This is a genomic window from Streptomyces sp. NPDC002537 (assembly GCF_053594975.1).
Genome location: NZ_JBSFWT010000001.1, coordinates 181,849 through 202,344 on the forward strand (window position 1 = coordinate 181,849; position 20,496 = coordinate 202,344).

Below are 20,496 nucleotides of genomic sequence, written 5' to 3' on the forward strand. Positions count from 1 at the left end.
GCCTCACAGGGTGGGGGTGGGCAGGGGTGGGGAGTTACTTGACCAGGGACTTCCAGTCCGGGGACTGCGCCGGGTCCAATTGGCGCATCTTCGCCAGGACGCGGGGATCCTGGACGTCCAGCCAGTCGGCGAGCTGTTTGAAGGTCACGCAGCGCACGCCGTCACGTGTGCACACCGACTTCACCACGTCCTCGACGGCCTTCATGTAGATGCCGCCGTTCCAGTCCTCGAAGTGGTTGCCGATGAACAGCGGCGCGCGACTGCCGTTGTAGGCGCGCTCGAAGCCGTTGAGATAGCTGTCCCTGGTCAGCTTGCGCCACTGCTCGTACTTGGCCGGGTCGCCCCGGGTACTGTCACCGGACTGGTTGTAGAGGAAGTTGAAGTCCATGGAGAGGACCTGCTGTTCGGTCCCGGGGTAAGGGACGAGCTGCAGTGGGAAGTTCCAGATGCCGTCGTGTTTTGACGGCCAGATCTGGAAGTCGCCCGGTGAACTGGCGTCGTAGCGCCAGCCGAGTGACTTGGCGGCCTTCAGCAGGTTCTTCTGGCCCTCCAGGCAGGGAGCCCGGCCGCCGGCCAGCTCCTTGCGGTAGTCGAAGGGCAGCGGGGGCAGGTCCGTGTATCCGGTGTTGGTCTTCCAGTTCTCGACGAAGGAGTAGGACTGCTCGATCTCGCTCTTCCACTCGGCGACGCTCCAGTCGCCGCCGCCTTTGGCACCGCAGAAGTGCCCGTTGAAGTGCGTGCCTATCTCATTGCCCTCCAGCCAGGCGCCGCGCAGTTGTTCCAGGGTGTCCCTGATGTGCTGGTCGGTCGCGTACGAGATCGCCATGTCGCCGCGTTTGTGCTGCGGCGGCCGGTACATCGACGCCTTCGACTTGGGCAGCAGATAGGTCCCGGTGAGGAAGAACGTCATCTGCGCGTTGTTCTCCCTGGCGACCTCGCGGAAGTGCGAGAACTGCTCGTCGTCGCCCTGGAGGGCGCCGTCCCAGGAGAACACCACGAACTGCGGTGGTTTCTCGCCCGGTTTGAGCTTCACCGGCTTGGGCCGGAGCGGCTGCGGGCCGGTGTAGGAGGTCGAACCGTCTCCCAGAATCCGTACCTTTCCGTCCCACTTCTCCTCCGGTTTCGTCGTCTCCGACGCGGACGGGGTGGGGGGCGGCGGGGCGGACGAGGAACGGGCGGAGGGAGAGGGCACTGCCTTCTCCCCGGCTTCGTGCCCACCGGAGCCGCAGCCCGACAGCAGCCCGAGCATGAGGGCGGTCCCGGTCACCAGGACCACCGCACCGCGCGCCGTACGCATCAGGTCCGGTAGGCGTACCACTTGGTGAGCGGCAGCATCACCGAGAGGCTCAGCATCGACCGCCGGTAGGTGTCGAAGGAGTGGTACGTCAGATAGGGAGTGCCAAGGCGGTCGCGGTAAGTCACCAGCATGGTGTGGTCCTTGGACCCGTCGCGGTCGAAGTCCGCCTGGAGGACGTCCCCGACCTCCATCTGGTAGGCATACTTCAGCGGCTTCACCCGCTTCGAGTTCTGCGCGAACCAGGACCACTCGTTGACGCCGGTCCAGGAATCCGACTGGGTGTCGGACCCGTACCACCACTTCGTGTAGTCACCGGCCTTGCCAGGAGCGTGCTTCCAGCCGCCCGCCTTCAGCGCCTGGCTGACGAAGTTCGTACAGTCGCCGCCGGTCCCCAGCGGATACGCCCGGTAGGCCGGGTTGTAGTTCTTCCAGTACTTCTCGGCGTATTCAGCCATCGCCTTGTAGTCGAGGCCGGTCGTCGTGTCCTTCGGCAGCCGCTTGGGGAAGGGCCAGACACTCGCCTCGGGCGCGTTCGGTGTGTCACCCGCACCCGCTGCGGCGGCCTTCGCCTTGGGCGCCACCGGTGCGGGTGCGTTGATCTGCGGCATCTCGTCCAGAGCCCTGATGCCGGTCAACTCCCATGCCCCGTTCCCGGCGACGGCGAAGCTCAGCTCGTGGTGGGCCTGGAAGCCGGTGTCGTCCGGCTCGTCACCGCGGATCTTCCGGTAGGTCAGCCGCGTGGTCTCGGTCACCCGCATCGTGGCCTTCTTGCCGTCGACGCCGGTCCGGTCCACCGCGACCCGGGTGTCGCCGGCGGAGTACGCCTCGCCCAGGGCCTTGAGCTTCTTCTTGCGTTCATGCAGCGAGGCCACGACGGACTTCTCCGAACGCGCCATCGCGGAGGAAAGGTGCACCTTCTTCGTGGGCGGCGGGGTGGTGTGCCCCTGCGCCTTCCCGTCGACGATCGCCGCCGTACGGTCGGTGAGCACGACACCCGCGATACGGCCGAAGGATTCGGCCGTCGCCCTGTCCATGCCCCCGGGCCGGGCCGCGGCCCCCGCGGGGGATGTCGGCACCAACGCGGCCGACACCGCCATGGAGGCGACCACCCCGGCGGCGGTTCTCAGCGTCAATGATTTCACAGGACTCCATTCTCCATCCGGCCCTTTCGAGCCGGGTAGCAGGAATCCTCGCACACGGATTCAGAATGACAACCCCGTGGCGAGGGAAATTTTCCGCACGGAATTCAGCTCCGGTCCCGCGAGTCGCCAACAGCCAATGTTTCCAATGGAGTTGAACCCGCCGCCGCAATTGGTACGGACTATTTCTGCGGTAATTCCGCACCCGCTGCGGGCTTCCCGCAATTCCCTTGCGGGAAGCCCGCAACCGGTATCGGTCCGACCATTGATGTGATGCACACCATTCACGGGACAATACTGAACGGGGTATTCCCTTCGCGCCCCGCCGTGCAATGATCCAGCCAGGCCCACCGGGGAAGTCGGGCCGCGTTTCCGACGGCCTTCGAGGTCGCGCGCCTCTTGTCCCGTCCCACCTCACCGACACCGATCGCGGTATTCCTCCGGCCTCGGATGCCCGAGGCCCCCGCGCATTCCCGGTGCTTCCGAACGACCCTCTTGCCTCCCGGAGTTCCCGTGTCCACAGAAACAATCCTGGGCGTCAGCCCGTTCGGCGAACCCGATCCGCGCCTGGTGGCGGCGGTCTGCCGCGCCGGCGGTCTGGGCGTGCTCGACCTCGGAAGGGGCCGGCGCCGCGCGGCCCGCGAGGCCCTCCAGCTGGTGCGGCAATGGGTGCCGGGCCCCTTCGGGGTGCGCGTCGGGGCGGGGTGCCCGCTCGGGCCGGACGACCTGGTGGCCGGCGGGGGCGTGCACACCGTACTGCTCGGCGCGGACGCCGGGTTGACCCCGGGCGACCTCGCCGCCGGCCGGCACCGCGTCCTGGTCGAGGTCACCGGCCATGAGGAGGCCCTGGCGGCCGCGCGCGCCGGGGCGCACGGTCTCGTCGCCCGGGGGAACGAGGCCGGCGGACGGGTCGGCGAGCTGAGCACCTTCGTCCTCCTCCAGCAGCTGGTGGCGGACCCGGAACTCGGCCTGCCGGTCTGGGCCTGCGGGGGCATCGGGCCGCGCACCGCCGCGGCCGCCGTCGTCGGCGGTGCGGCAGGGGTCGTCCTGGACACCCAGCTGGCGCTGCTCGACGAGTCCGGCGTCCCGGAGGAGGTGGCGGCTGCCGTCCGGGCCATGGACGGCTCGGAGACCGTGGTGGCCGCCGGCCACCGGGTGCTGCGCCGCCGTGGACCGGACGCACCGCCCCTGCCGGACGAGCCCGGCGAAGTCGCCCGGCTGCTGGGCGCGGACGATCCCCGGGCCCGGCTGCTCCCCGTGGGCCAGGACGGCTTCCTGGCCTCCTCGTTCGCGCGGCGCTGGGGCGATGTGGGCACGGCCGTCCGCGGTGTCACCGCCGCCGTCCGGGAGGCCGTGCGCGACGACGACGCCGCGGACGCGCTGCTCCGCGGCTCCCCGATGAGCCGCGCGCTGGGCACTGCGCTGCCCGTCGCCCAAGGGCCCATGACCAGGGTCAGCGACCGGGCCGGGTTCGCCGCCGCCGTCGCCGGCCACGGCGGGCTGCCGTTCCTCGCGCTGGCTCTCGCCGGGCCGGTGGAGACCCGGACCCTGCTGGAGCAGACCCGCGACGAACTGGGCGGACGCCCCTGGGGCGTGGGCATCCTCGGCTTCGCACCGGTGCAGATCAAGACGGCGCAGCTGGAGCTCGTCCGGGAGATCCGGCCCTCCTGCGCCGTCATCGCGGGCGGCCGGCCCGCGCAGGCGGCCGAGCTGGAGGCGGCAGGCATAGACGCCTTCCTTCACGTGCCCTCGCCCGGACTGCTCCGGCAGTTCCTGGACGCGGGCGCGCGCAAGTTCGTCTTCGAGGGCTCGGAGTGCGGCGGCCACGTCGGACCGCGGAGCAGCTTCGCGCTGTGGGAGGCGCAGGCCGATGTACTGGAGGAGTTCCTGGACACCGCCGAGGGCGCGGACCCCGCGGAGCTGCGGGTGTTCTTCGCCGGCGGCGTGCACGACAAGCGGTCGGCCGCGATGGTGGCCGCGCTCGCCGCGCCGCTGACCGCCCGCGGGGTGGCCGTCGGACTGCTCATGGGCACCGCGTATCTGTTCACCGAGGAGGCGGTGGACCGGGGTGCCGTACGGCCGTCGTTCCAGCGGCAGGTCCTGGAGGCGCGGCGGACCGAGCTGCTGGAGACCGCACCCGGACACGCCACGCGCTGCGTGAGCAGCCCGTTCACGGATGAATTCCGCGGCACCAAGGAGGAGTTGCGGGAGCGGGGCGTCCCGGAGCGGCGGGCTTGGGAGCGGCTGGAACAGCTCAACGTCGGGCGGCTGAGGATCGCCAGCAAGGGTGTGGAGCGGACCGGCGAGTCGCTCACGGAGGTGGACGAGCCCCGGCAGCTGACCGAGGGCATGTTCATGGCCGGTCAGGTGGCCGTGCTGCGGTCCGCGGTCACCACCGTCCCCGAACTGCACGCCGCTGTCAGTGCGGAGGCCGCCGGCTTCTTCGCCGCGCGTGCCCGGCGGCTGCGCGAGGGGTTCCGGCAGGACGCCCCGGAGCGCGTCCCGGCCCCGCTCGACATCGCCGTGGTCGGCATGGCCTGCATGTTCCCCGGCGCGCCGGACCTGGCCGCCTACTGGGCGAACGTGGTCGCGGGCACCGACGCGGTCGGCGAAGTGCCACCGGAACGCTGGGACCCGGAGCTGCACTACGCGCCCGATGCGGACGGCGCCCGCACGGAGTCGAAGTGGGGCGGCTTCCTGCCGGACATCCCCTTCGACCCGCTGCGCTACGGCATCCCGCCGTCCTCGCTCGGCAGCATCGAGCCGGTGCAACTGCTCGCGCTGGAGGCCGCGCGGCGGGCGCTGCGCGACGCCGGCTACGAGGAGCGCCCCTTCGACCGCTCCAGGGCCTCGGTCGTGTTCGGGGCCGAGGCGGGCAGCGACCTGTCGAACGCCACCACCGTGCGCACGGTGCTCCCCGCCTACATGGGGGAACTGCCGCCCGGACTGGACGAGCAACTCCCGCGGCTGACCGAGGACTCGTTCCCGGGCATGCTGGCCAACGTCATCGCCGGGCGGATCGCCAACCGGCTCGACCTCGGCGGCGCGAACTTCACCGTGGACGCGGCCTGCGCCTCCTCGCTGGCCGCGGTGGACGTGGCGTGCAAGGAACTGTCCGCCGGCACCAGCGACCTCGTCCTGTGCGGGGGCGCGGACCTGCACAACGGGATCAACGATTATCTGCTGTTCTCCTCGGTGCACGCGCTGTCCCCGACCGGCCGCTCCCGCACCTTCGACAGCGCGGCGGACGGTATCGCGCTCGGCGAGGGCGTCGCCTGCGTCGTCCTCAAGCGGCTGGCGGACGCGGAGCGGGACGGCGACCGCGTCTACGCGGTCGTCAAGGGCGTCGGCAGTTCGAGCGACGGCAGGTCCCTGGGACTGACGGCACCCCGCCCGGAGGGTCAGCGGGCGGCGCTGGAACGGGCCTACCGCCACGCCGGGATCTCGCCGGCCGAGGTGGGCCTGATGGAGGCGCACGGCACCGGGACGGTGGTCGGCGACCGCACCGAACTCACCACGCTCACCGAGGTGTTCACCGAGGCCGGGGCGGCGCCGGGCGGATGCGCGCTCGGCTCGGTGAAGTCCCAGATCGGGCACACCAAATGCGCGGCCGGACTGGCCGGCCTGATCAAGACGGCCCTGGCCCTGCACACCGGGGTCAGGCCGCCCACGGCACAGCTGACCCGGCCCAATGAGGCCTGGGAGGCCGAGAGCAGCCCGTTCGCCTTCCACACCGTCGCCCGCCCGTGGGCGGCCGCGCCCGGTGAACGGGTCGCCGGGGTCAGCGCGTTCGGCTTCGGCGGCACCAATTTCCACGTGGTGCTGCGCGGGCACGAGGCGGGGCCTCCGCCCCGGCACGGGCTCGACGCCTGGCCGGCGGAGCTGTTCGTCTTCCACGGCACCGACCGGGCGGAGGCCGCCCGGGAGATCGGCCGGCTGCTGGAGCTGGTCGCGGAGAACGACCGGCAGGGCCGTTCCTGGCGGCTGCGCGACCTGGCGCTGAGCGCCGCCCGGCGCGCGGACGCGTCCGGGAAACCGGCCTGGACGGCGGTCGTGGCCCGTGACCTGGACGAGCTGCCCGGACTGCTGGGACGGGCCCGGGAGGGCGAGCATGACCCCCGGGCGGGGATCTTCGGCGCGACGGCGGAGGGGCCGGACGGATCGGACGGGCCGGGCGGCGAGGTGGCGTTCCTCTTCCCCGGCCAGGGCAGTCAACGGCCGGACATGCTCGCCGAGTTGTTCATCGCCTTCCCGGAGGTCCAGCGGTATCTGCGGACCGGCCACGAGTGGGTGGACGTCATCTTCCCGCCGACCGCCTTCGACCCCGCCGCCGAGGAGGCACGGCGCGCCCGGGTCACCGACACCAGGACCGCCCAGCCCGCGCTGGGCATCATGGGGCTGGCCGTGTCCGAGCTGCTGGGCCGGGCCGGCGTCCGGCCCGCGACGGTGGCCGGGCACAGCTACGGCGAACTGGTCGCGCTGTGCGCGGCCGGGGCGTTCGACCCGGAGACGCTGCTGGAGCTGAGCGCGGCGCGCGCGGAGGCGATCCTGGCCGCCGCCGGCGCGGAACCGGGGACCATGGCCGCCGTGGCGGCCGGGCACCAGGACGTCGCCGAGGAACTGCGGGCGGCCGGGCTGGCCGACCGGGTGGTGGTCGCGAACCACAACGCGCCGCGGCAGACCGTGATTTCCGGTCCCGTCGAGGAGGTCGGGGCGGCGGTGCGCCGACTGCGCGAGCGGGGCCTGGGCGCCAAGACCGTGCCGGTGGCGTGCGCCTTCCACAGCCCCCTGGTGGCCCCGGCCGGCGAGCGGTTCGCCGAGGTTCTCGCCGCCCGGCACGTGGCCGCACCGGAGATACCGGTGTGGGCGAACCGGACGGCCGCCGTCCATCCCGGCCAACCGGACGGGATACGAGCCGAGTTGGCGGCCCAGATCGGTTCCCCCGTGCGCTTCGTGCAGCAGATCGAGCGGATGTACGAGGCCGGCGTCCGGGTCTTCGTGGAGGCCGGGCCGGGTTCGGTGCTGACGGGCCTGGTGGGCCGGATCCTCGGCGACCGTCCGCACACCGCGGCGGGGTGCGAGGGGCCCGAAGGCCCCGGACTGCGCGGCTTCCTGAGCCTGCTCGCCCGGCTCGCCGTCGCCGGCGTCCCCGTCCGTACCGGCTGGACGCACCACGGGCGCGACAGCGTCGAAGCCGTCCCCGGGACCTGCCCCGCGGCACCCGGCTGGACCGTCAACGGGCAGCTGACACGCACCCGGGACGGCGGCCTGCTGCCCGGCTCGCTCGTACCCGCCCGACGCATACCGATGGAGGAGATGACAGTGATCCGGGCCCAGGACGGCGACACGGCGGACGACCGTGACCGGATGGTCCATGAATTCCTGCGCACCAGCCGGGAATTGGTCGCGGCACAGCGCGACGTGCTGCTGACGTATCTCGGCGGGACGGCGGGAGCGGGTGTGCCGCCGGTCGCGCCGGTGCCTGCGCCGGTGCTGGCTGCGCTCCCACCAGGCGCGCTCCGGCCGGGCGTGCTCCCGCCGGCCGTGCCGGAGCCCGCTCCCGCTGCCGTTCCCGTGCTGTCCCCGGCGGCGGCACCCACGGCACCGGCGGACGTGCTGGCGACTGTCCTGGACATCATCAGCGAACGCACCGGCTATCCCCTTGACATGATCGAGCCCGGTCTCGACCTGGAGGCCGACCTGAGCATCGACTCGATCAAGCGGGTCGAGATCGTCGGCGAGCTGGCCGCACGGCTGGGCTTCGGCACCGGCGGGACCGAGCTGCCCCGGCTCGACGACACGGAGCTGGAAGCGGTCTCGAAGGCCCGTACAGCGTCCGGTATCGCCGAACTGCTGGAGGAGCGGCTGCCCGGTGGGGGAACGGTTCCCGCGCAGCAGACCCCCGCCCCTGCGGAGGACCCCGGTCCGGCCGTCACCGGCGAGGCGCCCGACAGGCTGGTGCTGCGCAGCGTCCGCCTCCCTTCCCCCGACGGGGACTTCGCGGTACTGGAGGGGACACGGTTCGCCCTGCTGGGCGGTGCCGGGCCGGTGCCGGACGCGCTGGCCGCCCTGCTGGGCGCCCGCGGCGCGGAGGCGGTCACCCTGCCGTCGGACCACGTGCTCACGGACGCGGACGGCCCGCTGGACGGGGTGTTCCACCTGGAGGCGCTGTCGCAGGACGGCGGCGGGCCGCTGCTGCCCGAGTCCTTCCCGGTGTTCCAGGCCGCACTGCGGTGCGGGCCGCGCTGGCTGCTCGCGGCCGCGCCCGCCGCCGGCGCGGACATCCACGCCGGGACGGGCGGACGGGCGGACGGGCTGCGGGGCATGTTCCGGACCGTCGCACGGGAGTACCCGGACACCCTCGCCCGGTTCGTCGAGCTGGCCTCACAGCTGACAGCCGCCGAGATGGCGGCCGCGCTGGTGGGCGAGTTGACGGCCGAGGAGCCGGCCCCAGTGGTGCTGCGGTCGCCGGACGGCGTCCGGTACGGCCTCGAAACCGCGGCCGCCGGCCTCGGCGCCCTGGGCGACCGCGGCGCGGGCCCGGCCGGGGACGGTACGGCCGAGGCGGCCGCCATCGGCCTGCACCGGGACTCGGTGGTGCTGCTGATCGGCGGGGCCCGGGGCATCTCCGCCCAGGTCGCCGCGACGCTGGCGGCGGCCTCCCGCTGCCGGATCGAACTGGCCGGCCGGACCGAACTGCCGGACAACGCCCCCGAGGACCTCGAAGACGCGCCGGACCGGGCCGCACTGCGGGCCGCCTTGGCCGACCGGGGAGAACGCTCCCCGGCCGACATCGAACGGGCCGTCTCGAAGATCCTCGCCCGGCGGGAGGTCCGCAACACCCTCAACTCGCTGCGGGATCTGGGCAGTCCGGTGCGCTACCACACGGTGGACGTCCGGGACCCCGAGGCGGTGCGACGCCTGGTGGCGGACGTCCACGCCGAACACGGCCGGCTGGACGGCGTGGTGTACGCGGCCGGGATCATCGAGGACCGGGTCCTGGCCGACAAGGACCCGGAGTCCTTCCGCCGGGTCTACGACACCAAGGTCGACGGCGCGCGCACCCTGCTGGCGGCGCTGGACGAGCTGCCGCGAACTTCCCGGTTCGTCGTGTTCTTCGGCAGCGTCGCGGCCGTTCTCGGCAACCGCGGCCAGGCGGACTACGCGGCCGCCAACGACGCCCTGCAGTCCATCGGCAGCCGGTGGGCGGAGAAGTCCACGTCCCGCACGCTGACGGTGCATTGGGGGCCCTGGGCGCCGGACGGGGAGCACGCGGGCATGGTGACCCCCGAGCTCGCCCGGGAGTACGCGCGGCGCGGCGTCGGACTCATCGACCCCGAGGAGGGGGCGCTGTGCCTGCTGCGCGAGCTCGCCTGGGGCGGGGAGTCGGCCGACGCCGTGGTCTACACCGCAACGGGCCGGTGAGCATGAGCACGCATCACACGCCGTCCGGCCGGCCCGCCGTCGCCATCGTCGGCATGGCGGTCCTCTTTCCCGGCGCGCCGGACCTCGCGGCGTACTGGCGCAATCTGACGGCCGGGACCGACGCGATCACCGAGGTCCCGTCCGGGCGCTGGGACCCCTCCTTCTACGACCCGGCGGCCGCCCGCGACCGCTCGGACCGGGTGTACTGCCGCCGCGGCGGATTCGTCGACGAGCTGGCCGAGGTGGAGGCGACCCGATTCGGGATCATGCCCAACTCGGTGCCCGGCACCGAGCCGGAACAGCTCATCGCGCTGCACGTGGCCGCCGGGGCGATCGCCGACGCGGGCGGCGAGGCGCGACTGCCGGACCGGGACCGGATCGGGGTGATCCTGGGCCGGGGCGGCTATCTGTCCCCAGGGATGGCGCGGGGCACCCAGTCCGTCCAGACGTCCAACCAACTGGTCCGCACGCTGGCGGAGTTGCTGCCCGAGCTGGACGCCGGCCTGCTGGAGTCGGTCCGGCGGGCGTACACGCGGCAGCTGGGACCGGACGAGCCCGAGCAGGCGATCAACCTGGTGCCCAACCTGACCGCCTCCCGGGTGGCCAACCGGCTCGATCTGCGCGGCCCGGCGTACACGGTGGACGCCGCCTGCGCGTCCTCGCTGGTCGCGGTCGACCAGGCGGTCGGCGAACTGGCCTCGGGCCGCTGCGATCTGGTGCTGGCGGGCGGGGTCCATCACTGTCACGACATCACGCTGTGGTCCCTGTTCTCCCGGCTGCGCGCGATGTCGCCGAGCCAGCGGATCCGCCCGTTCCACCGGGACGCGGACGGCCTGCTGATCGGCGAGGGCACCGGCGTGGTAGCGCTCAAGCGCCTCTCCGATGCGCTGCGCGACGACGACCGTGTCTACGCCGTCGTCCGCGGCACCGGGGTGGCCAGCGACGGCCGCAGCGGCAGCCTCGTCAATCCCGACCCCTCGGGCCAGGTGAAGGCGGTACGGGCGGCCTGGCGCGAGGCGGGGCTGGATCCCGCCGCACCGGGGTCGGTCGGACTCCTGGAGGCGCACGGGACCGCCACCCCCTCGGGTGACGCGGCCGAACTGGCCACCCTGGCCGAGGTGTTCGGCCCGGCCGACGGCAAGGACCGGCCGGTGCTCGGGTCGGTGAAGTCGATGATCGGGCACACCATGCCGGCCGCCGGCGTGGCCGGTCTCGTCAAGGCCGCGCTCGCGGTGCACCACGGCGTACTGCCGCCGACCCTCCACTGCGAGGAGCCGCACCCGGCTCTGGCCCGTACCCGCTTCCGGACGATCGCCGCGGCGCGGGGCTGGGAGACCGGCGACGGGCGGACCCGGCGGGCGGGCGTCAACGCCTTCGGCTTCGGCGGCATCAACGCCCATGTGGTGCTCGAGGCCGCCCCCGGCCCGGACCGCCCGGCGGTGGAGGTCCGCGAACCGGAACAGGTGCTGCGGCTGGCCGCCGGCACCCCGGAGGAGCTCGCCGCGCTGCTGGACGCCGACGACGCCGCCGTCCGCGCACGACGGTCCCCGCACGACGGACGCACCCGGCTGGGCGTCGTCGCCCCGAACGCCGAGCGCCTCGCCCTGGCCCGGAAAGCGGTGGCCAAGGGCGCCCCCTGGCGCGGGCGCGGCGACATGTGGTTCTCCCCGGAACCGCTGCTCGGCGGCTCCACGGGCGGGCGGCTGGCCTTCGTCTTCCCCGGCCTGGAGGCCGAGTTCAGACCCCGGATCGACGACGTCGTCGAGCGGTTCGGACTCTCGGCGCTGCTGCCCGCGGGGTTCGGCGGGTCCGGGGCCGATGTGGCGGACGTCGGACGGCACGGGGCCGGAGTCATCGCCGTGGGGCGGGTGCTGGACGCCGCGCTGCGCCGGATGGGCATCGTGCCCGACGCCGTCGCGGGCCACAGCATCGGCGAGTGGACGGCCATGGCCACCGCCGGGCTGTACGCCGGGGACGCGGTCGACGAGTTCACCCGCTCCTTCGACCCGGACCAGGTGCGGGTGGCAGGGCTGTCCTTCGCCGCGCTGGGTGCACCGGCCGAGCAGGTCACCGCCGTGCTCGCCGACCGTCCCGATGTGGTGCTGTCGCACGACAACGCTCCGGAGCAGTCGATGGTCTGCGGCCCGCCCGGCCAAGTGAAGGATCTGGTGAAGCACTTCCGGAAACGCGGCGTCATCGGACAGGTCCTGCCGTTCCGCTCGGGCTTCCACACCCCGATGCTGGCCCCCTACCTCGACCGGATCCGGCACTACGCGGGCCTGTTCGAGCTGCGTCGGCCGACCCTGCCCGTCTGGTCGGCGACCACCGCCGCGGAGTACCCCGGCACCGAGGACGAGGTACGGGAGCTCTTCGTACGCCACCTGCTGGAGCCCGTCCGCTTCCGCCCGCTGATCGAGGCCATGTACGCGGCCGGCTTCCGGGTCTTCGTCCAGGCCGGTACGGGCCAGGTGGGCTCGCTCGTCGAGAACACCCTGCGCGGCCTCCCCCACCTGGTGGTGCCGGCCAACTCCCCGCACCGGGACGGGACCGCGCAGTTGCTCCGGGTCGCCACGGCGCTGTGGACGGCCGGCGGCGACCCGTCCACCGGGGTCCTGGTGGACGGTGGCGGCCACGCCCGCCGGATGCCGCCCTCGCGGCTGGACCTGGGCGGGAAGCTGGTGTCCCTGGACCGGGAGACGGTGGCCGCGGTGCGCTCGGCGCTCGCCGTCCGGAACGTGCCGGATGTCGTGGATGCCCCGGACGGCTCCCCGCTGGCCGCCGAGCTTCGGGCCCTGCTGAAGGACACCGCCGACACGGCCGTCGCGGTGTCCCGCGCCGCGGCGGCGTCCACGGTCCGCACCGTGCTGCGGGTGTCCACGGGCACCATGCCGTACCTGCGCGACCACTGCTTCTTCGCACAGCGCCCCAACTGGCCGGACGAAGCAGACCGGTGGCCGGTCGTCCCGGCCACGACCGTGGTGCACCACATGATGGAGCACGCCGAACGGGCCCGGCCCGGGACGACCGCGGTGGCGGTGCACGAGGTGCGGCTGAACCGCTGGGTGGCCGCGGCCCCCGCCGTCGACGTGCCCGTGACCGTCGAGGCGCGCGGGACCGGCCGGGCCGGTGTGACGTTCGGCGCGTACGCGCAGGGCGAGGTGGAACTCGCGGACCGGTACCCCGGTGGCGCGCCCCGGCCCTGGCGGTGGGCACCCGAGGAGGAACGGGCCCCCGGGATCACGGCCGGGCAACTGTACGAGGACCGCTGGATGTTCCACGGCCCGGCGTTCCAGGGCGTCACCGAGCTGACGGCGGTCGGCGACGCGCATGTGCGCGGCGTGCTCACCGCCCCGTCCGCGCCGGGTGCCCTGCTCGACAACGTGGGGCAGCTGCTCGGCTACTGGATCCTCACCACCCTGGCCGAGCGGACCCTGGTGTTCCCCGTCCGCGTGCGGCACATCCGGTTCTTCGGCCCGCACCCGTCGCCCGGCACCCGGGTCGAGTGCCTCATCAGGATCGTCTCGGTCACCGACGCCACGGTGGAGGCGGACGTACAGCTGCTCCTGGACGGTCGCGTCTGGGCGGAAATCCACGGCTGGCAGGACCACCGGTTCGACAGCCGCACGGACACCAAGGCGCAGGAACGGTTCCCCGGGCAGCACACCCTCTCCGCGGTGCAACCGGGCGGCTGGGTGATCCTGTTCGACGGGTGCCACGATCTCGCGTCCCGCGACCTCGTGATGCGGCGGCACCTCGGCACCGCCGAGCGCGAGGACCATGAGCGGCGCCCGCCGTCCGGCCGCCGCCAGTGGCTGCTCGGCCGCATCGCGGCCAAGGACGCGGTCCGCCGGTGGCTGTGGCAGCACGGCGAAGGGCCGGTCTTCCCCGCCGAGATCCGGGTGGACAACGACGCGTCCGGCCGGCCGCGGGTGACCGGTGCGCACGGCCGGGTTCTCCCCGCCCTCGACGTCTCGCTGGCGCACCGGGCCGAGGCCGCGGTCGCCCTGGTCCGGCCGCGCGGCACGGACGGGCGCCCGGCGCCGGTCGGCATCGACGTCGAGGAGGTCGCCCAACGGCCACCGGGGACCCTGGCCGCCGCCCTCGGCCCCGCCGAGCGCGAGCTCCTCGTCGCGCTGTGCTTCCGGACCGGTGAACCGCAGCCGCTGTGGTTCACCCGGTTCTGGGCGGCGAAGGAGGCGGTGGCCAAGGCCGAGGGCACCGGGCTGCGGGGACGGCCGAAGGACTTCGCCGTGACCGAGGCACGGGCGGACGCCCTGGTGGTGGTCGTGGGCGGCCGCCGGTACCCGGTGCGCTGCCGCACCGTCACCAACCCGCAAGGCCTGCCGGAGAGGCAGTACGTGGTCGCGTGGACCACGGGTCCGGCCCCCGGGGACGCCCGGCCGGAAGACGAACGACAGGAGAGCCGGCAGTGCTGCGTTTCCCCGGGGGCCACCCCCCGGACCCCCGGCCGGAACCACAGGTCCACGGAGTGCGCTGGACCGGCAACGCGAGGAGAGTCCGAGTGAACAGCAGCCAGACGGCGCCCACCGCCGCGGCCCGGCAGGCCGTGTTCGAGGAGATCACCGGCATGCTCCACACCGTCCTCGGCGAGTACGGGGGCGTGGTGGACGCCGGGATCACCATGGACACCCGGTTCCACGACGACCTGGACCTGGAGAGCATCGACCTGGTCACCCTCGGCGGCCACCTCCAGGCGCGGTACGGGGAGCTGGTGAACTTCGCCGAGTACCTGGCCGGGCTCGGGCTGGAGGAGATCATCGGCCTGACGGTCGGACAGCTCGTCGAGCACATCACCGGCTGCCTGCGGGCCCCCGGGGAGCGGTGACCCATGGCCATGATCGACGTCAACGGCCTTGCCCTGCACGTGGAACGGATACCCGCGCGGACGACGACCGGCACCGTCCCGCCGCCCACCGTGGTGCTCGTCCACGGGATGCTCATCGACAGCCTCATCAGCTACTACTTCACCCTGGCGCCCCGGTTCGCCGCCGCCGGACTCGACGTGATCATGTACGACCTGCGGGGGCAGGGCCTCAGTGAACGGCCGTCGGCCGGCTACCGGCTGGAGGACCACCTCGACGACCTGGAGGCCCTGCTCGACCGGCTGGACCCGGTGGGCCCCGTGCACCTGGTGGGCAACTCCTACGGCGGCACCATCGCGTTCGGCCACGCGGCGCGGCACCCCGGCCGGGTGGCCAGCGTCTCGATGATCGAGTCGGAGCCGGCCACCGCCGCCTGGTCCCGCAAGATGGCGGCCAACCTCGCGCGCGGGGCGGAGGAGCTCGCCCGCGACGGCCTCTTCGAGGAACTCACCGAGAAGCACGGCAAGCACGTGACCAAACGCGTCCGGTCGGCCGCCCGGCTGCTGCACTCCACCACCACGGTGCGGGACGTCCCCGCCAGCCAGGTGCTCGACGAGGACGGGATCCGGTCGATGGGCATCCCCGTGCTCGCCCTCTACGGCGCCGAGTCCGAACTCGCCGCCCAGGAGGGCTGGTTGCGGTCCCTCCTCCCCGTCTGCCGCACCGTCGTGCTGCCGGACCAGGAACACTGGGTCCTCGTCGGCGCCACGGAACCGGCCGGCGACCTGATCCTCGAGTGGATACGGGCGCACACGCCCGTACCGGCGGCCGGGGACGTGGTCCGGTGAGCCGCTTCCTGTTCGTGGTGCCACCCCTGGCCGGGCACGTCAACCCCACGGTCGGCGTCGCCGCCGAACTGGTCCGGCGCGGGCATCAGGTGGCCTGGGCCGGTCTGCCGGAGGTCGTGGGACCGCTGGTGGGCGGCGGCGCGACCGTGTTCCGGTGTTCCTCCCCGGACCTGGCCGACCCCGCCCTGCTGCGGCCGCCCTCGCTCCGCGGCCCGGCGGCGCTGAAGTTCCTGTGGGAGCGGTTCCTCGGGCCGCTCGCCGAGCACATGGCGCCCGGAGTGCGGGCGGCCGTCGGCGAGTTCCTGCCGGACGTCCTGGTGGCCGACCAACAGGCCGTCGCCGGCGGCCTTGTGGCCGAGCGGCTGGGGCTGGTCTGGGCCACCTCGGCGACCACCACGGCGGGCTTCACCTCGCTGTCAGGCCTGCCGAAGGTCGACTCCTGGATCGCCGGGCTGATCGGGGAGCTGCGGCAGCGGATCGGCGACCCCCGGAGCACCGCGGACCCCCGGCTGTCCGACCGGCTGGTGCTGGCCTTCAGCACCGAGGCCCTGGCCGGGCCGGTCCCGTCCGCGGGCGAACAGGTCCGGTTCGTCGGACCGTCGCTCGCCGCCCGCCCGCCCGCGGACGACTTCCCCTGGCACCGGCTCGACCCCGGGACGCCCACCGTGCTGATCACCCTCGGCACGGCCAATGCCGAGGCGGCACCCCGCTTCCTCGCCGCATGCGCCGAGGCGGTGCACGGACGGCCGGACCGGGCGCAGGCGGTGATCGTCGACCCGACGGGCACGGTGCCGGAGTTCACCGACCGGGTGCTGGTCATGCCGCACGTTCCCCAACTTGCCCTGCTGGAACGGTGCGACGCGGTGATCTGCCACGGCGGGCACAACACCGTGTGCGAGGCGCTGTGGTACGGCCTCCCTCTGATCGTCGCACCCATCCGGGACGACCAGCCCGCCGTCGCCGCCCAGGTGACGGACGCCGGGGCGGGCGTACGGGTCCGGTTCAACCGGGCGACCGCCGAAGTGCTGGGCGCGGCGCTGGACACCGTCCTCCGCGAGCCCGACTTCCGCGAGGCGGCCGGGAGGGTGCGCGCGTCGTTCCGCGCCGCGGGGGGTGCCACGGCCGCGGCCGTGCACCTCGAAGCCCTCGCGGCGAGGGCGAAGTGACCCGCCGGCCTGCAGGTCCTGCCGAATGAGAGGGGTGCCACCCATGCCCTGACACGGCATGTTCCCGCCATCCCTCTTGCGGGGAATACAGCCCCCTCGCACCGATCCCCCTCACACCAATCCACAAGGATCCACTATGCGCAACCCTCACAGAAGAGCGGCACTGGCACCAGTGCTGCTCACCTCCCTCGCCCTTGCCCTCGCCGCCTGCTCGCCGTTTGACAGCGGCCCCACCTTGGGTGAGGCGGAGAGCAGCAGCGCGGCCGGCGCCCCTCAGGGCGACGTCAGCCTCCGCGTGCCCTCCCCCCGGGGAACCGACCCCAGCGCGGTGACCATTCCGGCGGGCGGCGGCGTCAAGGCGCAGAAGTCGCCGGTGAAGGTCGACTCCATCGACCGGGACACCGGGCGCGCCGTCATCTCCCAGACCGTCGCGCAGGCCACCCCGAGCCCGTCCGGTACACCGAGCCCGTCCGGTACACCGAGCCCGTCCGGTACACCGGGGCCGTCGGCGACGCCTGCGGCAAAGCCCGTCGCCGTGGGCGACATCGTCGCCAGCAAGCCCGTGCCCGGCGCGCCCCAGGGCGTCCTGGCCAAGGTCACGAAGGTGGGGAAGAAGACCTCGAAGGGCACCGAGGTCCGTACCGCCCCGGTCGATCTCTCCACGGTGCTGGGCGACGCCAAGGTCAAGAACAAGCTGCCCGTCGACCCGTCCGGCTTCAAGGCCGATTCGCTCGTCCCGGGGGTGAAGTTCTCCTGGGCCAAGCGCGGCGACGTCCACGCCGGACCCGAGGGTCTCAAGCTGCCCTTCGGCAGCCTGCGCGTCGATGTCGACACCACGGTCGACACGGAGAAGGACGCGAAGGGGGAAGGGGTGGAAAGCCCCACCAAGGCGTCGTTCAAGGGCTTCGTCCAGCTCGCGCCCGAGGTCGACTTCAACTACTACGGCCGCGGTTCCGGCGACGGTCCGTCGGGGGCCGGCCTGCGGCTGAGCGGTGACTGGTCCTCGGGATTCCACTTCAAGGGGCGGACGGCCCCCACGGCCAACGGCAAGCCGGTGCGGATACCGTTCGTCGTCCTGCACGCCAACCCGACCTTCTACATCGGTGAACTTCCGGTCACCGTCAACATCGACCTCACCTGCTACGTCCTGATCGACGCCGACGGCAAGGCGAGCCTGGACGTCCAGCAGGATCCGGTGAAGGGCGACTTCACCCTCGGCTCCGCGTTCGGTCTGAAGGAGGGCTGGCAGCCGGAGGCCAAGGCGAACTTCACGCCCGCGACACTGAAGGCGAGTGCCTCGGCCGCGGTCAACGCGAAGGTCCGGTTCGGCACCGAGGCGAACCTCGGTCTCTACGGCAGCGTGGGCGTGAAGGGCGACGTCGCCGCGCCGTACGTGCGCACCGAGGTCAAGGGCGGCGTCAGCGGGTCGACCGAGGGCAAGGCCGCGGCCGGCGCCGACTGGAAGCTGTTCGCGGGAGTCGACCTGGAGGGCTGGGTCATGCCGTATCTGAATATCGGCGGAGTGCAGGCGTTCGCGATACGCCTGCCGATGCCCAAGGTGCAGCACGAGGTGCAACTCGCACACGGCAAGGGAGCCATACAGATCCCCCAGCCGCGCACTCCGCAGGACGACACGAAACCGGGTGACAAGGACCAGTCCGGCGGCAGCAAGCCCCGGCACAACTGACACACCGACGCTCAGCCCACCGGCAACGCAGAGGAGGTGAAACCCCGTCGCCGTGTGGGTAGCCGGTGCGAGCGTGGGGCCCGCTTTTCAGTCCTGGCGGGCCACCATCGGGCCGACGCATTCCGATTGCGCGCGCCCCAATGCCCTTCATTCATTGCGGGTTTACCGCAACATCGCAGGTGACACCGCATCTATTCGCCTTCCACGCCGCGCAGTTGCATGCCGAATGTGACATGCGCAATCCATATGACGTAAAGTCTCGGCAAGTTGTCGCTCAAGGTACTGCCGTTTACCAGTGATTGACGATCGCGGCAGTGTCCACCCCCCACGGTTCGAATCGGCGTGCACCGGAGCCGTCGTGCACGCCACAGAAAGGCATGCCCATGTTCCGCATACGAATACCGAGACCCGCGGCGCTGGTCGCAGCGGGCGGCATAGGTGTCTGCATCGCCACCGTCGCCGTACCGTCCGCCTACGCGGTCACCGCCACCCCGGCGGACAGCTGCACCGTCCGCCCCGCGGACAAGAACTCCGAGGCGCCGCCGAGCTGTCTCGGCGTCACCGCCTCCCTCGAGCACCTTCCCGCCATCGGCGAGCGGACCACCCTCACCGTGGCCGTCACGGCGCAGACCGACGTCAAGCGCGCCGGCCTCTCCCTCCAACTGCCGCCCGCCCTCCGGATCGTCGACCGGAACCCGGCCCTCGCCGCGCCCACGACGGACCCCTTCGGCCAACGCACGAGCCGGACGCTGGCCCTCACCCCGGGCACCCGCACCATCAGGCTCAAGGTCGAGGCCGTCGCCGCGGGCCCCGCCCAGATCCAGGCGGACATCAGTGACATCGACCGCCCCGACCCGCGCCGCGCCGGTCACGCCTCGGTGGAACTGACCATCGGCAAGGCCAAGGGCTCCACCGCCAAGGGCATGTCCGTCACCAAGGCCGACGCGACTCCGGCCGACGGGCCCACGGCACACGACCGCCCGGCACGCCCGGGTGCCGCCGCCCCGGCCGCACCGAGCACTCCCCCACAGGCCGCCGCCCCCGGCAAGCCCTTCGCCCCGGTCTGCGTCAGCGGCACTCTGCGCAACCGCTTCCAGTCCTCCGAGGGCGGTAGCTGGAACCGCAAGGCCGACCGGGACCTGCCGGTCAGCAACGCCAATGTCACCCTCTGGGGCAAGGCGACCGCAGGCGGCGGTACACAGAAGCTCGCCACGGGTCTGACCGGCAACGGGGACGGCACGTTCAAGCTCTGCTACACGCCGACCACGTCCGTCACCTCCCAGGTCTGGGCGGAGTTCCAGACCCAGGCCGGCGGCATGTGGTCGGTCGTCGACGGATCCAACCGCCGCTACTCGACCACCTCGAACGCCCTCGGCAACGTCTCGGGCAACAAGAGCCTGGGCACCGTCTACGCCAACAGCGGCCAGAGCCGCGCCTGGCACGCCTTCGACACCCTCAACAAGCTCTGGTGGGACCGGGGTTCGACCAGCACCTGCTGGACGAGCAACCAGAGGGACGGCCGCTGCACCCCGATCACCGTCCAGTGGTACCCGGGCTCCCAGGACGGTACGTACTGGACGAACCGCGACGACAAGGTCCACCTCGCGGACAGCGACCCCGACTCCGGCCACACCACCGTCCACGAGGCCGGGCACTCCCTCATGGGCAAGCTCTACAACGGATGGTGGCCGAACGTCACCAACTGCTCACCCCACTACGTCAACCGCACCTCCTCCACCACCTGTGGCTGGACCGAGGGCTTCGCCGACGCCGTGGCGTTCCGCGCCTTCAAGGACACCGTCATGACGTGGGGCAACGGCAGCTCCACGAACCTCGCCAACGACCGCACCACACGCGGCATCGACTGGGGCGACGCCTGCGAGGCCCGGGTCGCCACCGCGCTGGTCGACCTGTGGTCCCAGGTCGACGGCGGCTGGACGAAGAGCAACACCATGATGTCCCGCGAGCGCCAGTCCACCTTCCGTGAGTACTTCCTCACCGACCGGCCCGCGTACGGCCTGGACAGCGGAGCGAAGGCCCGCAACATCCTCTACAACCACACCATCCAGTACTGATCCGCCCGATCGGTACCCGAAGAGCGTTCTTCACCG

The 20,496-nt window shown here is 72.7% G+C and carries 9 protein-coding genes; 7 read left to right on the forward strand and 2 right to left on the reverse strand.

Going from position 1 to position 20,496, the window contains the following annotated elements; translation table 11 throughout:
- Positions 1-34: 34 nt before the first annotated feature.
- Together ACWD4A_RS00530 and ACWD4A_RS00535 are read right to left on the reverse strand one after the other, a co-directional pair.
- A complete protein-coding gene (locus ACWD4A_RS00530; protein ID WP_451187468.1) occupies positions 35-1,297 on the reverse strand; it encodes a hypothetical protein in 1,263 nt (420 codons plus the stop codon).
- On the reverse strand, positions 1,297-2,439 hold the full coding sequence (locus ACWD4A_RS00535) for an amidase domain-containing protein (RefSeq protein WP_451187471.1): 1,143 nt from the start codon (positions 2,437-2,439) through the stop codon (positions 1,297-1,299). Before ACWD4A_RS00535 ends, ACWD4A_RS00530 begins: the two co-directional genes overlap by 1 nt.
- A gap of 447 nt (positions 2,440-2,886) precedes the next feature.
- Here ACWD4A_RS00535 and ACWD4A_RS00540 point away from each other — a divergent pair, with 447 nt between their 5' ends.
- From ACWD4A_RS00540 to ACWD4A_RS00570, 7 genes are all read left to right on the forward strand, one after another.
- Positions 2,887-9,861 carry an SDR family NAD(P)-dependent oxidoreductase gene (locus ACWD4A_RS00540; RefSeq protein WP_451187474.1) on the forward strand — a complete coding sequence of 2,325 codons (6,975 nt, stop codon included), beginning with the start codon at positions 2,887-2,889 and terminating at the stop codon, positions 9,859-9,861.
- Positions 9,862-9,863: 2 nt separating this feature from the next.
- Positions 9,864-14,387, forward strand: coding sequence for a beta-ketoacyl synthase N-terminal-like domain-containing protein (locus tag ACWD4A_RS00545; protein WP_451187477.1), 4,524 nt, complete (start codon positions 9,864-9,866; stop codon positions 14,385-14,387).
- Between the two features lie 62 nt (positions 14,388-14,449).
- Positions 14,450-14,707 (forward strand): acyl carrier protein, encoded by a 258-nt coding sequence (locus ACWD4A_RS00550; protein ID WP_451187561.1) that lies wholly within the window; start codon positions 14,450-14,452, stop codon positions 14,705-14,707.
- Positions 14,708-14,710: 3 nt separating this feature from the next.
- Entirely contained in the window at positions 14,711-15,532 is an 822-nt protein-coding gene (locus ACWD4A_RS00555) for an alpha/beta fold hydrolase (RefSeq protein WP_451187480.1), read from the forward strand.
- The gene (locus tag ACWD4A_RS00560; protein ID WP_451187483.1) at positions 15,529-16,698 is read left to right on the forward strand and encodes a glycosyltransferase; all 1,170 of its coding nucleotides are present in this window, start codon (positions 15,529-15,531) and stop codon (positions 16,696-16,698) included. Before ACWD4A_RS00555 ends, ACWD4A_RS00560 begins: the two co-directional genes overlap by 4 nt.
- A 136-nt stretch (positions 16,699-16,834) precedes the next feature.
- Positions 16,835-18,385 (forward strand): hypothetical protein, encoded by a 1,551-nt coding sequence (locus ACWD4A_RS00565; RefSeq protein ID WP_451187486.1) that lies wholly within the window; start codon positions 16,835-16,837, stop codon positions 18,383-18,385.
- Positions 18,386-18,768: 383 nt separating this feature from the next.
- Positions 18,769-20,460: a mycolysin gene (locus tag ACWD4A_RS00570; RefSeq protein ID WP_451187489.1), complete on the forward strand. Its 1,692-nt coding sequence runs from the start codon at positions 18,769-18,771 to the stop codon at positions 20,458-20,460.
- Positions 20,461-20,496 lie beyond the last annotated feature (36 nt).